A 13,713-nucleotide genomic window follows, 5' to 3' on the forward strand; every position below is an offset into this window, starting at 1 on the left:
GGCCGGTCCGGGGTTAGGTCGCCCGTCCTGTGTGGTCGACGGTGAAGTCTCCCCCCGGGTACAGAATGGTCTCGTGTCCGTCGTCAAAGCGCACGAAGTACGGCGGCGCACCATTGGCACCGCGGACTTCGATAATCTCTCCGTGTCGGTCGGACGCGCCGACAGTCCTGCCATGAATGATGATCCGATCTCCCTGGGCTGCTTCCACAGGAACCACCTCCCAGGATCAGATTACGAGTGTTGGGCTGCCGTGGGAACAGCTTGCCGGTGGGCATCTAGCTTGCGATGTGGGATACCCAATGTTGCTAGCGCCGCTTGCAACATTGCCCTGGTACCACCAGAACGCACTCCCTGAGAAGCTCGACGACTGAGATGCTCGACGACGCCGCGACCCGCCTCTGGTACGCAGCGGCCGCCGTCGAGCACCCTAGAACCTGAACGCAAGCTGTGAATTCGGCTTTTGCCTGCCTCTTCTGTTCAACCCGCGGGATTGAAGGCGTACCCTACATTCATACGCGCCTGGGGGTCCTCCGTCTCTTGGAGGAGCCATGCGCTGGTTACAGAAGTATCACAAGAAGCAGGGCCTGCGGACAGGCGAGTCCCGCCGCCTGAACAACCCAAACAAGAACAAGCAGTTGATGTCCATTATGGGCGTCCTGTTGCTCACCGCGGGGACCCTCGGCGGAATCGCCGTTCCCGCCCATGCCGCAGCCCCGACCATCGTGAGCCTGACCTTCGACGACGGCAACGACAATCAACTCGCTGCAGAGCAGGTGCTCAAGGCCCACGGGCTGGTGGGAACCTTCTTCATCACTACCAGCTGGATCGGCACGCCCAGCTACTTGACCCAAGCAAATCTGCAAACCATCGCCGGCGACGGCAATGAAATCGGCGGCCATACCGTCACCCACCCGGATCTGACCACTCTCACCGCCGCGGCCGCAAGCGCGGAAATCTGCAACGGCAAATCGACACTGGAAAGCTGGGGATTCCAGGTGAGCAACTTCGCCTATCCCTTTGCCGCGGAAAACGCGACCGTCCAGACTGAGGTCAAGAACTGCGGATTTGCAAGCGGACGGGGTCTGGGCGACATCCGATCACCCGCCAGCTGCCCAAGCTGCCCGTTCGCCGAGACCCTTCCTCCGGCAAACCCCCTGGTCACCAAGGCTCCGGATGAAGTCGACAGCACCTGGACCCTTCAGAATCTGCAGGATCTGGTCACCAATGCCGAAAGCACTGGCGGGTGGCTTCAGCTGACGTTCCACCACATCGCGATCGGAACTGATCCCACGCTGACCATCAGCCCGACGCTCTTTGACACGTTTGTTACTTGGCTGGCCGCCCGGACCGCCAACGGAACCACGTCGGTCAAAACCGTGGCCCAGGCGCTGGGACAATCGACGCCGCCGCCACCGCCACCGCCACCCCCTGCATCGAGTCCGTTCATTGACGTTCCCGTCGGTTACCCGTTCTTTACTGAGATCAACTGGATGGCGGCGCAGGGCATCTCCACCGGCTGGGACGAAGGAAACGGGACTAAGACCTACCGCCCGCTGCAGGCCGCGAACCGGGACGCCATGGCAGCCTTCATGTACAGACTCGCCGGCAGTCCCGCGTTCATTCCCCCAGCCGTTTCGCCTTTCAGCGACACGACACCTCAAACTGCGTTCTACAAAGAGATCTCATGGCTGGCGGCCCAGGGCATCTCCACCGGTTGGGATGAAGGAAACGGGACCAGGACCTACCGCCCGCTCCAGGCCGTGAACCGTGATGCCACGGCAGCCTTCTTGTACCGCTTCGCACACAGTCCTGCCTTCACAGCCCCGGCCGTTTCGCCCTTCGCCGACGTATCGCCCCAGGCCCCGTTCTATAAGGAAATCACGTGGCTCTCGTCCACAGGAATCTCCAAAGGTTGGACCGAAACCAACGGAACCAGGACCTTTCGGCCTGGCACACCCGTCAACCGGGACGCGGTGGCGGCCTTCATGTATCGCTACGACACCAGCTTCCCAAGGAATTGACGGGGTTGGTTCGAGTTGGTTCGGGCTTGCGGGCGCTATCGGCGCGGACACCGCAAGCCGGGTCAAGCGACTGACGACGGGAATTGCAGGTCAGGCCTGCGTTTGGCAACCTCACTCAGCACGGCGGAAACCGCCTCCCTGACTATGTCCGCTTCACCGCCGGTCTCCCTAGCGGCGTCGAGCGCCAGCTGGGCATGGCCCACAAACGCGTCCCAGTCGCCTCCTCCGGCGCATAGGGCCCGTATTGGCGACATGAGGGCGGCGCGGCAGAGCCACTCGTCACGTTCCCGCACCCAGCGATCCAGCACGCTTCCGGCCCGGGTCTTAGCTTGCCCTTTCAACCTGGCAATCAAAGGTCCAATCACGTCAACCGCGAGCGGATCGACCAGATCGCGCATCCTTCCTTCACGGATAAAGCCCTCAAGGCGCGTCAAATCGGTATTCGTCAGCAGAAGGACGTTGGACTGCAGCAGGACAACTGCCGAAAGCCGTCGCTCGAAAACGGGAACCTCCCACAATTCCGAGCTCAAGGCAGTGACCTCGTCATGCCCGAGTTGCGGGTAGCGGCGGAGCGTGTCGCGAATCGTCCCTCGGATCGCCCCGGTCGAGGACCCATAGTGACTTAGCCTGTTTCCCAACCGCGCCTGCGCCTGCTCCGCACGGATCCACGAGCCTTCACGGCGTAAAGCTTCGTCGATGAAGCTGGCTGCGTCACTCATGCGAACATTCTTTCGCAATAGTGTCCGGTCAGACGTACTCTTCAAACCACGAAAGCGTGTCCTGCCAAGCGGCAGTGGCCTGGGCTTGGTTGTAGCGCTCGCTGGTGTCGTTGTGGAATGCGTGGTCGACGCCGGGATAAACACTGAGCTTGTGGCGAACATCAGTGGCTGCCAGTGCATCCCGAAGTGCCGGCATCGCGCCGGTGATGCGCTGGTCGAGTTCGGCATAGACGCCAAAAACTGCTGGTTTGATCGATGGCACCTTGTCCAGGTCAGGTGCGGGTCCATAGAAGGCCGCTGTGGCTTTCAGCCTTGGTATGTCAGTCGCTGCCTGCCAGGTGATGCCGCCGCCAAAGCAATAGCCGTTCATCGCGATCCGCTCCCCGTCCACGAAACCCATGATCGGAGGTAGTCGAAACCCGCGGAAAAGTCGGAAACATGACGCCCAACGCCTGCCCGTGTCAGCGCTCCAGGGACGGCATCGGCATCCACGCTCCGCGTGCCTCTCTCCCGGCTCAGGAGATCCGGTGCCAAGGCGACGTATCCTGCCTTGGCAAAACGGCGCGCCACGTCCTGGATATGCGGGGTAAGTCCGCGGTTCTCATGGCAGACGAGCACCGCCGGCCCCGCACCGGCTTCCTCCGGTCTGGCGAGGTAGGCGCTGATCTCGGTACCATCGGAGGGGAACCGGACGGTCGCCGTCACCAGGGCGGACGCGCCCTCAGGTACGGAAAGCGGACTCTTCGCCCCCGGTACTGGCCCGGCATTGGCCACGCCGGCCGTTGCGTCCCCCGGGTTCCCGGCCCTTGGCAGCTGGGCCGACGAAGCCTTGGAGTTCGGCATGGGGTCGGTGCTATGCGGGACTTCCTCCTGTGTGCAACCGAGCTGCAGCATTGTTGACGAAGCGGCGGCCATGCTCCCGGTAATGAAGGCCACCCGACGAATGAACGCGTCCTGGGACATGTCTCCGGCACGATAGTCGTCAAAGAATTCCTCGACCAGGTACTTCTCAAATTTGCCAAGCTGGGTCACGAAAGGCCTCCTGAGTTTGCCGCATATCTTCCTCCCAAGACTGTCTTCCGGCAAGGAGCCCGCGAGGATGGGTGTAGCCGCCAAGTAGTGAGACACTCAGTTCCATGCGTGAATTCGTGGTTCTCGGCACCGCCTCCCAGGTCCCGACCAGGACCCGCAACCACAACGGATATGTGCTCCATTGGGATGGCGAGGGCCTGCTCTTCGACCCGGGAGAAGGTACCCAGCGGCAGATGATCCAAGCTGGCGTCTCGGCCAGCCAGATCACGCGCATCTGTGTTACACACGTCCACGGCGACCACTGTTTCGGGTTGCCCGGCGTCCTTTCGCGTATGGCTTTGGACCGCGTGGAGCATCCAATCCACTTGCACTACCCCGCGTCCGGCGAAGACATGATCCGCGCGCTTGTCGCCGTTGCGTCTCCCGGAATCGACCTTCGGCTTCATCCGCACGGGAGCGCCGGGCCCGTCGCCGCCGGGGTGGAGGTGCGCCCGCTGTTTCATCGAATCGAGACATACGGCTATAGGGTTGTCGAGCCCGACGGTCGGAGCCTCCTGCCGGAGAGGCTGGCGGCGGCCGGGATTACCGGACCGGACGTCAGCGTCCTGCAGCGGGACGGGATTCTGGGCGGCGTGCGCTTGGAGGACGTGAGCGCGCCGAGGCCCGGACAGAGCTTCGCCTTCGTGATGGACACGGCCCCATGTGCCGGTGCGGAGGAACTCGCCGCGGGGGTCGACCTGCTCGTGGCTGAGTCCACTTTCAGCGACGACGACGGCGACCTCGCCGCGCAGTACCGCCACCTCACCGCCGGGCAGGCGGGGGCGGTGGCTGCCACGGCTGAAGCGGGCATGCTCATCCTTACCCACTTTTCCTCACGCTACACCGATGTCAGCATGCTTGAGGGTCAGGCCCGGGCGCGGTCCGGCGCGGCCGCCGTCGTCGCCGCAAACGACCTGGACAGGGTCCCCTTCCCGAAGCGGCAGCGATGGGGGTAGAGAGCGCCGACGAAGCGGATCCTCCGCCCCCCCGGACGCTCCGAACCGCGACGCGATGGCGGCTCATGACGGCGTTGGAAGTACATGGCAATTTTGTCGTGCTTTCGGGTCGGTTCCCGGATAACCTGTCCGTGGGGAGGGCCACACCGGTCACACCCAGGCGTCCGCGGATGTGGGCGGGCTTGTCATCTATTCAGCTCTGGGGGCCGAAATGACAAACGAGATGCAGCCGCTGGAAAGCGTCGGTTCTTACAGGGGCCTCGTTGAGGCAGTGCCCGACGCTTTGCTCGTGATCGACGAGGACGGACAGATCACATTCGGCAACGCCTACACGGAGCAACTCTTCGGCTATTCGCGTAGCGAGCTGCTGGGCAGGCATTATGCGATGCTGCTTCCGGCGCGGTTCCAGGGCCAGGGCGGCGCCATCCGGGACCTCTTTGCCAGTGATCCGGGAATACACCGGGCGGGGACAGACCTGAAACTGTTCGGCCGTCACCGTGACGGCAGCGAGTTTCCCATTGAGGTCAGCTTCGCTCCCCTCGGGGTCGGACCCGGCATGCATCTCGTCGCCTCCATCCGCGAAGTAAGTGACCGCATCCGCGTTGACGCGGAACTCCGTGACGCCCTCTCTCTGCTCAGTGCCACCCTGGAATCCACCGCGGATGGCATTCTGGTCGTCGCGGCGGACGGTACCATTGCTGGTTCTAACGAACGGTTCGCCGAGTTGTGGGGCATCCCTGCGGATCTTCTGGAGTCCCACGACGACGGCCGGTTGTTGGCTTTCGTCCTGGATCAACTCATGGATCCCGACGGCTTCATAGGCAAGGTCCAGGAGCTGTACGCCGATCCGGGAGCGGAGAGCCTGGATATGTTGGAATTCCGTGACGGGCGGACATTTGAGCGCTACTCCCGGCCCCAACTCGTCGGAGATGAGATCGTCGGACGGGTCTGGAGTTTCCGCGACGTCACTTCCCGCCAACGCGCACAGGACCAGGCCCGGGAGGCGCTCGCCCAACTGGAGGGCTTGGCCGCCATCGTTGAGTCCTCGGCTGACGCGATCATTGGCATGACTCCGGAGGGCCTTATCACCAGTTGGAACCCTGGGGCCGAGAAGCTCTACGGGTACGCCGCCGCTGAAGCGATTGGCCGGGACGTCCGGCTCCTCATTCCGGACCACCTCCAGGCCGAGGACGAGGTGCTGGCCGCCGTCCTGGATGGTGGGCAGGCCCGTAGCTTCGAGACAGACCGGGTCCGCAAGAATGGGTCCATCGTGCCAGTGTCCTTGACGGTCTCCCCGATCCGCGGCGAACACGGGGTCATCGGAATTGCGACCATCGGGCAGGACATTACCGCGCGGCGGGCCGCTGAAGCCGAGCTGCTGGCTGCCCGGGAGGCGGCCCTGGAATCGAGCAGGTTGAAGTCCGAGTTCCTCGCGACGATGAGCCATGAGATCCGTACCCCCATGAACGGAGTCATAGGCCTGACGACGCTGTTGCTGGACACGCCGCTGGATGAAGCACAGCGCAAATACGCCGAAGGGGTTCAAACCGCTGCCGGAGCCTTGCTGACCCTGATTAACGACATCCTGGATTTCTCGAAGCTGGAGGCCGGGAAAATTGACCTGGACATCACCTCCTTTGACCCGCAGTATCTGATGGAGGAAGTTGCCGGGCTCCTGGCCGAAGCGGCACAGGGCAAGGGTCTGGAACTCATCGCGTATTGCCACCCCGATGTTCCTGCCCAGCTAGCCGGCGATGCTGGCCGGATCCGGCAGATCCTGCTGAATCTGGCTTCGAACGCCGTAAAATTCACCGCGTCCGGCGAAGTCGCCATCCGGGTGAACGTCGTCGACCAGGACGCGGGAACCGCGCTGGTGCGGTTCGAGGTAAGTGATACCGGTATCGGTATCGAGGCCACGGATCATCTGCGCCTGTTCGATTCTTTTTCCCAGGCCGATGCCTCCACCACGCGCCGATACGGCGGAACGGGGCTGGGGCTGGCGATATGCCGGCGTCTGACTGAAGCTATGGGCGGGGAGATTGGATTGACCAGCACCCCTGGTGAAGGCAGCAGGTTCTGGTTCGCCATCCGCCTGCCGGTGGCTAAGGATCCTGAACGGGTTCCTGCCCCTCCGGTCCCGGGCCTGTTGGCAGGGTTGCGTGTGCTGGTGGTCGACGACAATGCCACCAATAGGTTCGTGTTGGAATCGCAATTGAACACGTGGGGACTGCGGCCGGATGCGGTAGCCGACGCGCGAACGGCCCTCGACCGGTCCCGGACGGCGGCCGCCACCGGACAACCCTTCGACGTTGCCGTGCTCGACATGTGCATGCCGGACATGGATGGCCTCGAGCTTGCCCACGAGCTCACCGGCGACCCCGCGCTGCGTGGCATCCGGCTCATGATGCTGACGTCCGCGTCCCAGGTGTCCAAGACCGACATGACTGATGCCGGAATCGGCGAATGGCTCACGAAACCCGTACGCGGGTCGGAACTCTACGACCGACTTATGCGGCTGGTGGCTGGCAACGCAGCGACCGACCCCGCGTCCGCACCGGCACGGCCCCCAACGCCGGACAGGCCTTCCCTGGGCCGGATCCTGGTGGTGGAGGACAACGAAGTGAACCAGCTCGTCGCCTGCGAAATGGTTACCAAACTGGGCTACCAAGCCGAGGTGGCTGCCAACGGTGCCGAGGCTGTCTCCGCCATCGCCGCCCACTCCTATGCGGCTGTGCTCATGGATTGCCATATGCCGGTCATGGACGGTTTCGAAGCGACCAGGAGCATTCGGGCGCAGGGGAACCGCTCCGCGCGCCTGCCCATCATCGCCATGACCGCCGGCGCCCAGGACGAAGACCGTGAGCGCTGCCTCTCGGCAGGCATGGATGACTACCTCAGCAAACCCGTCGATCTGGCCGCGCTGGATGAAGCCCTGAAGCGGTGGGTCCCCCACGGGGTTAGTCCCGAAGCTGAAGCCCCGGCTGTTGATCCGGGACGCCTCGCGGTTCTTCGCGAACTGGGTCCGGCGGACGGTCGTGGGCTCTTGCCCGCAGCTGCGGGCGCCTTCCGGCGCGGCATCCCCGCCAGCATGGCTGCGCTTCGCCATGCGTTGGATGATGGCGGCGGAGACGCACTCGAACATGCAGCCCACACACTCAAGGGCGCCGCGGCCAATATCGGGGCCACCGGTGTTGCATCTCTGTGCCAGGAACTGGAGGATCTTGGACGCAAGGACGGTGGCCAATCCAGTACCGAGCTGCTGACCCGCCTTCTTGCCGAGCTGGCACGGGTGGATAAGGAGTTGGACAACGCCTTGGCGCTGAGCGCCTCGGATGAGGCCCACGCATAACATTCGAGGGATGGCTTCTCCTAATGTTTAACTTGGGTAGGCCGCCCGCGTGTCGGGCCGATGGTGTCTGGAAAACGAGTAGGCGGCACTCGTGCCTCAGGGCGGAGAAAGTTGTTGAATTAACACAGGAACACATCCGCGGCTTGAGACAGACCAGCCGGACCTCCGGGACCGGCATTTGACGGGGCCGACGGCGGGAGGGTCCCTGGAGCCCGGGGCTCGGGGCTCTCTACCCCAGACGCCGCCGGCCCCCCAGCGTGCCAAAAGGAGTCCTCGCTGGCGCTAACCTTGAGCTCTGGACCCGCGGCAGGCGACGGCCGCCCATGAGACGATACGGGCGGTCTGTTCTTTTTCTGCGCCTGCCGGAGCACAATTGAGAAAAGTTGGACCGTGGGTGGTGCGGCATGAAAACAGTGAGGCAAATACATGGTCCGCTTCCACGTCCTGTCTGCCGCAGAGAGCCGGGCCGGGCGGCTAACTCTCCATGGCAGCGAGCTCTGGCCCCTTGCCACGGTCGTCCTTTCTTCGGCCTGTTATGAATACCTCATCGCCCGGTATATGCGCAGGGATGCAGGCTCCAGACTGGGCATCCGTCAACTCCCTGTCGCGAAAGAGCGCAGACCTCGAAACGCCATCCGTGGGAACTAGCCCAAGCAACAAATCCACACGTGAAAGGACACCGAGATGTTCCAGACAAGTAAACGACTAACAGCGTTGGGTTCCGCACTCGCGCTGTTTCTGGCAATGTCCGCCGTCGCGTCGTGTTCCGGGCCAGTCGATACGCCCTCCCCGACTACGTCAAAGGGGACACCGACAGGGCCGGGGCCGGCGTCGGGGTCGCCAACTGTGACCCCAACCGTGACTTCGGACACCGCAGAGCTCTGCGGGGCAGGGTCCGCCATCCACTATGACCGCTCCGCCTTCCAATCGACGCCCAAGATAGACAACAAGTGGTTTCCGCTGAAGCCCGGCATGCAGTACACGACCAAGGGAACGGTCAAGAGCGCCGATGGCACCTCCGAGCGCACGGTCGTCCACTCCGTGACCGGACTGACAAAGGTGATAGACGGCGTGAAGACCCTCGTGATGTGGGACCGGGACTACTTCGACGGGCAGTTGGTGGAATCCGAACTGGCATTCTTTGCCCAGACGGAGAAGGGAGCGGTCTGGCTCTTCGGGGAGTACCCGGAAGAGTACGAGAACGGCACTTTCACCGGCGCGCCCCGCACTTTCATTAGCGGCATTTCCAAGGCCCAGGCAGGGATCGCCATGCAGGATCAGCCGGTGACCGGTACCCCCGGGTACGTCCAGGCCCACGCACCCGACGTAGGCTTCCTGGATTGCGGAACTGTCTTCAAGCAGCACGAACGGGTGTGCGTCCCCGCCGCGTGCTACGACGATGTGTTGGTCATTGACGAATACAATCCCCTGGAACCGTCTGTGGGCCACCAGCAAAAACTCTATTCAGCGGGCACGGGCTTGGTGAAAGTGACAGCGGTTGGCGGTGCGGACCAAGAGTCGTTGGACCTCATCACCGCGGAGGCGCTCGCAGGCTCCAAGCTGAGTGAGATCAATCAGCAAGCACTGGAAATGGACGGGCACGCCTACCAGGTCAGTGCGAGTGTTTACGGCACAACGCCCCACGCCGAGATAGCGACGCCAGTCTCCGGCGGCTAGCGCGCGCATACCACTATCACTTGTGAAAAGAAGGAAATTCCCCTGTTGTTATCCTGAGAATCCTTACACAGATCGTTGACCCGGGGTTTGCCCGGGGATCATGATGGACGTACACGTCTGGGGGCGCTTTGGCACTGCTCCAAGGAGCCGCGTGGTGGACAGGTACCGGGGATCTTACATTTCCAACGGGCACTTACCGGAAATTGATTCTGGAGTGTCTTCTCCCCGCTATGGCTTCTCCCTCACACCCCAAGAACCGGGCTACCGGCCATGATGAGCATGATCCTCCGGTGGGTCATCCAGTTCCGGTTTCTGGTCCTGGCATTGGCGGTGGGCATCCTTGGTTTCGGCTTCACGAGCCTGCCGGGCATGGCAGTTGATGCCTTCCCGGAATTCGCCCCTCCACAGGTTGAAATCCAGACTGACGCCCTGGGGCTCTCCGCAGCGGAAGTTGAACAGCTGATCACTTCCCCGATGGAGGCGGACCTGTTGAACGGTGTGGCCTGGGTGGAAGCCATTCATTCCAAATCCGTCCCGGGCCTGTCATCGATCCAGATGGTGTTCAAGCCGGGGACCGACCTTTTTCGGGCCCGCCAGCTTGTGTCTGAACGTCTGACCCAGGCACGCGCGTTGCCGAACGTTTCTGCCGCGCCCGTCCTGATGCAGCCGCTCTCATCGACGAGCCGGGTCATGATGATTCGACTGACCTCCAAAGAGATGTCGGCCATTGACATGTCTGTTCTGGCCCGCTGGACCATGAAGCCTGGCCTCCTCGCGGTGCCCGGCGTCGCGAACGTGGCTATTTGGGGACTCCGCGACCAGCAACTGCAGGTCCTGGTCGATCCTGAGCAACTTGAGGCCAAGGGCGTGACACTGGACGAGGTCATTACTACCACCGGCAACGCCGTGTGGGTGTCGCCCTTGAGTTACCTTGAGGCATCCACGCCCGGCACCGGCGGCTTTCTGGAGACCGACCACCAGCGGCTCGGAGTGCAGCACGTCCTGCCGATCACCACGCCGCAGGATCTGGGCCAAATCAGCCTAGAGGGGCCCGCCGGAAAACTGGTGTTGGGCGATGTCGCCCACGTCGTGACCGACCACCAGCCGCTGATCGGGGATGCACTGTCCGGCAAGGATGCCGAACTGCTCCTGGTCATCGAGAAGTTCCCGGAGACGAACACGGGGGACGTGACCCGGGGCATCGATGATGCGCTCCATGCCCTCCAGCCGGGGCTGTCCGGCGTCACGATCGATACGACCGTCTACCGACAAGCAGCGTTCATCCAAGAAGAGGTCGGCACGCTTGGTGTCGCACTGCTTGTCTCGCTGCTGCTGATAGTCACGATGTTTGGCGCGTTCCTCCGCTCCTGGCGCACCGCGGTCATCAGCCTGGTTACGATTCCGGCCTCCCTGACGGCGGCAGCCTTGGTGCTGTATCTGAGAGGCACCGGGATGAACACCATGGTCCTGGCCGGAATGATCCTGGCCTTGGCCGTCATCGTTGGTGACGTCGCCGAAGACCTCTATGGCGCAGTCCGCGCTGCCAGGGCTGGCACCAGGTCCGGCGTCGCTGACTCGAGCGACACCTTGGTGACGGCGTCCCTGCGGGCAGTGCGAACGCCGATTCTCTACTCTCTGCTGATCATGGCGTTGTCTGTGCTGCCCGTGTTCTTCGTGCCTGGCGAGGACGGAGCGCTTTTCGGACCGTTACTCCTTTCCTACCTGCTCACCCTGGCTGTCGCGATGATCGTTGCGCTGACCATAACCACCGCGTTGGTCTTCGTCCTGCCCGTCGGTCGGACCACCGCAAGGGAAGGACGCCCACTGGGCCGGGTCCACAGCGGATACCGCCGCGCGCTAAGGCGGGTTCAGAGCCGATACGGCCGTGCCTTGTCCCGGGTGGAAGGAAAGGCACGGTGGGTTTTCGCGGGCGCCGCGGCCATCGCCCTCGCCGGACTTGCGCTCGCGCCCCAGCTGGCCACTGGCCATCCGACGGTGCCCGTCCTGCCGGACAAGACCCTCGTGGTGCAGTGGAGTACGATCGCCGGCACATCAGACCAGGAAATGAGCCGGATCACTGATGCGGCCGCGCAAGAACTCCGGGCACTTCCCGGCGTGGCCAATGTGGGAGGACATGTCGGGCGCGCCATCACCTCGGACCAGGTGGGTGACATCAGCGCGGGAGAGCTCTGGGTGACCGTTTCCGCGGAGGCCTCCTACCGCGACACGGCAGCCGCTGTCCAGCGCGTTGTAGCTGGGTACCCAGGGTTGACCGGCAAAGTATCCACGTACCCGCAGGAGAAGATCGACCAGATCCATGAGGCCGCCGACCCCGGGTTCACGGTCCGGGTTTACGGCCTGGATATGGCCACGCTCCGCCAGAAGGCAGAGGAGGTGCGGCAAATCCTGGCTCGGACCGGCGGCGTCGTCAATCCCCATGTCGATGCGCCCGCCCAACAACCAATCGTCGAGGTCCAGGTTGACCTTGCCGCGGCCCAGAAGGCGGGCGTTATCCCAGGCGATGTCAGGCGCGCGGCCGCTGCCCTGCTGCAGGGAATCGAAGTCGGCAACATCTACCAGCAACAAAAAGTCTTCTCGGTGATCGTCAAAGGCACCCCGTCCACCAGGAACAGCCTCACCAGCGTCCGCGAGCTCCTGATCGACACCCCAAGTGGCGGGCACGTACGCCTCGGCGACGTTGCCCGAGTCAACATGGTCGGGAACGAGGCGGTCATTCTGCACGATGACACCTCGCGCCGGATCGATGTGAAGGCTGAGATTCAGGGGCGCGCGCTCAACGACGTGCAGCAGGACATCGAGAAGGGCCTGCAGCAACTGCAGTTCCCGCTCTCGTACCATGCGGAAATCCTCACCCAGTACGCAGAGCAACAAAATAGCGCCCGGTGGCTGTGGCTGCTGGCGGCGGTCGCTGCGGCCGGAATCCTCGTGCTTCTCCAGACGGCGCTGGGAAGCTGGCGGCTAGGTGCCGCGGTCTTCCTGGGCCTGATTGCGGCGCTCTCGGGCGGGGTGCTCGCCGCCCAAATGACGGGCGGAATCAACTCCTTGATCTCGCTTCCTGCCTTCTCCGCCGTCCTGGGCATCGCTGTGCGTGGTTCCATCCTCCTGATATGGCACGCCCGAAGCTTGGGGTCTGAGGGCAGGGAGACATACGGATCCGCGCTCGTGGTCCGAGGCGCGCGGGACCGGTTGATTCCCGTTCTGATGTCGGCCCTAATGACGGGGCTGGCGCTGTTGCCGCTCGTGCTCCTCGGCGGCGTGGTCGGAAGGGAACTCATCCAACCGCTCGCCGTCATCATCTGGGGCGGGTTGCTGACCACGACTCCTTTCCTGCTATTCGTCTTGCCCGCATTGTTGCTTCGATTCGGACTGGAACGGGCGCCTAGGACCGCAACCCGGAACGATTCTCTGCTCCGGGCACAGAGCGAGGATGCACCATGAAAAAGCTAGCTTCCCGACGGCGCCACATCATCAAGCTCCTGATCGCTCTGGTGGTGGCCGCGTTCCTGACGCTGTCGCTGCCGGCCTGTTCCCAGCCGCAAGCCGAAGCCGTGTCTGCCGCAGACACCCCTGCCACCTTGGAAGAAGTCCCGGGGACGGACCTGCACCGCATCACCCTGACGGAACGCGCCGTCGAACGGCTGGGGCTGAAAACCGGTATGGCTGCGTCTGGTCCGCAGGGGAAGCTGACCGTCCCCTACGGGGCGATCCTGTACGACAGCCAGGGCAAGACCTGGGTCTACACAAATCCGGAGCTCCGTGTGTATGTCCGCCAGGCGGTAAGTATCGAGCGAATCGCCGGCGAAGCCGCCTTGCTGCGAGAGGGTCCGCCGGTCGGCACGGTGGTGGTAACGCTAGGGGCCGAGGAACTGTTCGGCGAGGAATTCGATACGGCCCACTGA

The 13,713-nt window shown here is 63.4% G+C and carries 10 protein-coding genes; 6 read left to right on the forward strand and 4 right to left on the reverse strand.

What is annotated here, in order from left to right:
* Nucleotides 1–13: 13 nt before the first annotated feature.
* Nucleotides 14–208 carry a DUF1918 domain-containing protein gene (locus HNP00_RS02375; RefSeq protein ID WP_184735479.1) on the reverse strand — a complete coding sequence of 65 codons (195 nt, stop codon included), beginning with the start codon at nt 206–208 and terminating at the stop codon, nt 14–16.
* Nucleotides 209–548: 340 nt separating this feature from the next.
* On the opposite strand from HNP00_RS02375, the gene HNP00_RS23610 reads away from it, so the two are divergent.
* Nucleotides 549–2,021, forward strand: a complete 1,473-nt coding sequence (locus tag HNP00_RS23610; RefSeq protein ID WP_184735481.1) for a polysaccharide deacetylase family protein — start codon at nt 549–551, stop codon at nt 2,019–2,021.
* Between the two features lie 62 nt (nt 2,022–2,083).
* Here HNP00_RS23610 and HNP00_RS02385 read toward each other — a convergent pair whose 3' ends face one another.
* The 3 genes from HNP00_RS02385 to HNP00_RS23110 are packed head-to-tail and all read right to left on the reverse strand — an operon-like array spanning nt 2,084 to nt 3,772.
* A complete protein-coding gene (locus HNP00_RS02385) occupies nt 2,084–2,740 on the reverse strand; it encodes a DNA alkylation repair protein (RefSeq protein WP_184735483.1) in 657 nt (218 codons plus the stop codon).
* 28 nt (nt 2,741–2,768) lie between these two features.
* Nucleotides 2,769–3,140 carry a dienelactone hydrolase family protein gene (locus tag HNP00_RS23105; protein ID WP_260404712.1) on the reverse strand — a complete coding sequence of 124 codons (372 nt, stop codon included), beginning with the start codon at nt 3,138–3,140 and terminating at the stop codon, nt 2,769–2,771.
* Complete coding sequence (locus HNP00_RS23110) at nt 3,107–3,772, reverse strand: dienelactone hydrolase family protein (RefSeq protein ID WP_311770473.1); 666 nt, start codon at nt 3,770–3,772, stop codon at nt 3,107–3,109. The genes HNP00_RS23105 and HNP00_RS23110 overlap by 34 nt, the downstream gene beginning before the upstream one ends.
* Before the next feature lie 104 nt (nt 3,773–3,876).
* On the opposite strand from HNP00_RS23110, the gene HNP00_RS02395 reads away from it, so the two are divergent.
* From HNP00_RS02395 to HNP00_RS02415, 5 genes are all read left to right on the forward strand, one after another.
* Entirely contained in the window at nt 3,877–4,767 is an 891-nt protein-coding gene (locus HNP00_RS02395; RefSeq protein ID WP_184735485.1) for a ribonuclease Z, read from the forward strand.
* A gap of 211 nt (nt 4,768–4,978) precedes the next feature.
* Nucleotides 4,979–8,116 carry a PAS domain S-box protein gene (locus tag HNP00_RS02400; RefSeq protein ID WP_184735487.1) on the forward strand — a complete coding sequence of 1,046 codons (3,138 nt, stop codon included), beginning with the start codon at nt 4,979–4,981 and terminating at the stop codon, nt 8,114–8,116.
* 858 nt (nt 8,117–8,974) lie between these two features.
* Entirely contained in the window at nt 8,975–9,793 is an 819-nt protein-coding gene (locus HNP00_RS02405; RefSeq protein ID WP_221451057.1) for a hypothetical protein, read from the forward strand.
* 270 nt (nt 9,794–10,063) lie between these two features.
* Nucleotides 10,064–13,252 (forward strand): efflux RND transporter permease subunit, encoded by a 3,189-nt coding sequence (locus HNP00_RS02410; RefSeq protein WP_260404713.1) that lies wholly within the window; start codon nt 10,064–10,066, stop codon nt 13,250–13,252.
* Nucleotides 13,249–13,713, forward strand: coding sequence for a hypothetical protein (locus HNP00_RS02415; protein WP_184735489.1), 465 nt, complete (start codon nt 13,249–13,251; stop codon nt 13,711–13,713). Before HNP00_RS02410 ends, HNP00_RS02415 begins: the two co-directional genes overlap by 4 nt.

This window comes from Arthrobacter sp. AZCC_0090, from assembly GCF_014207375.1.
Classification (GTDB): domain Bacteria; phylum Actinomycetota; class Actinomycetes; order Actinomycetales; family Micrococcaceae; genus Arthrobacter.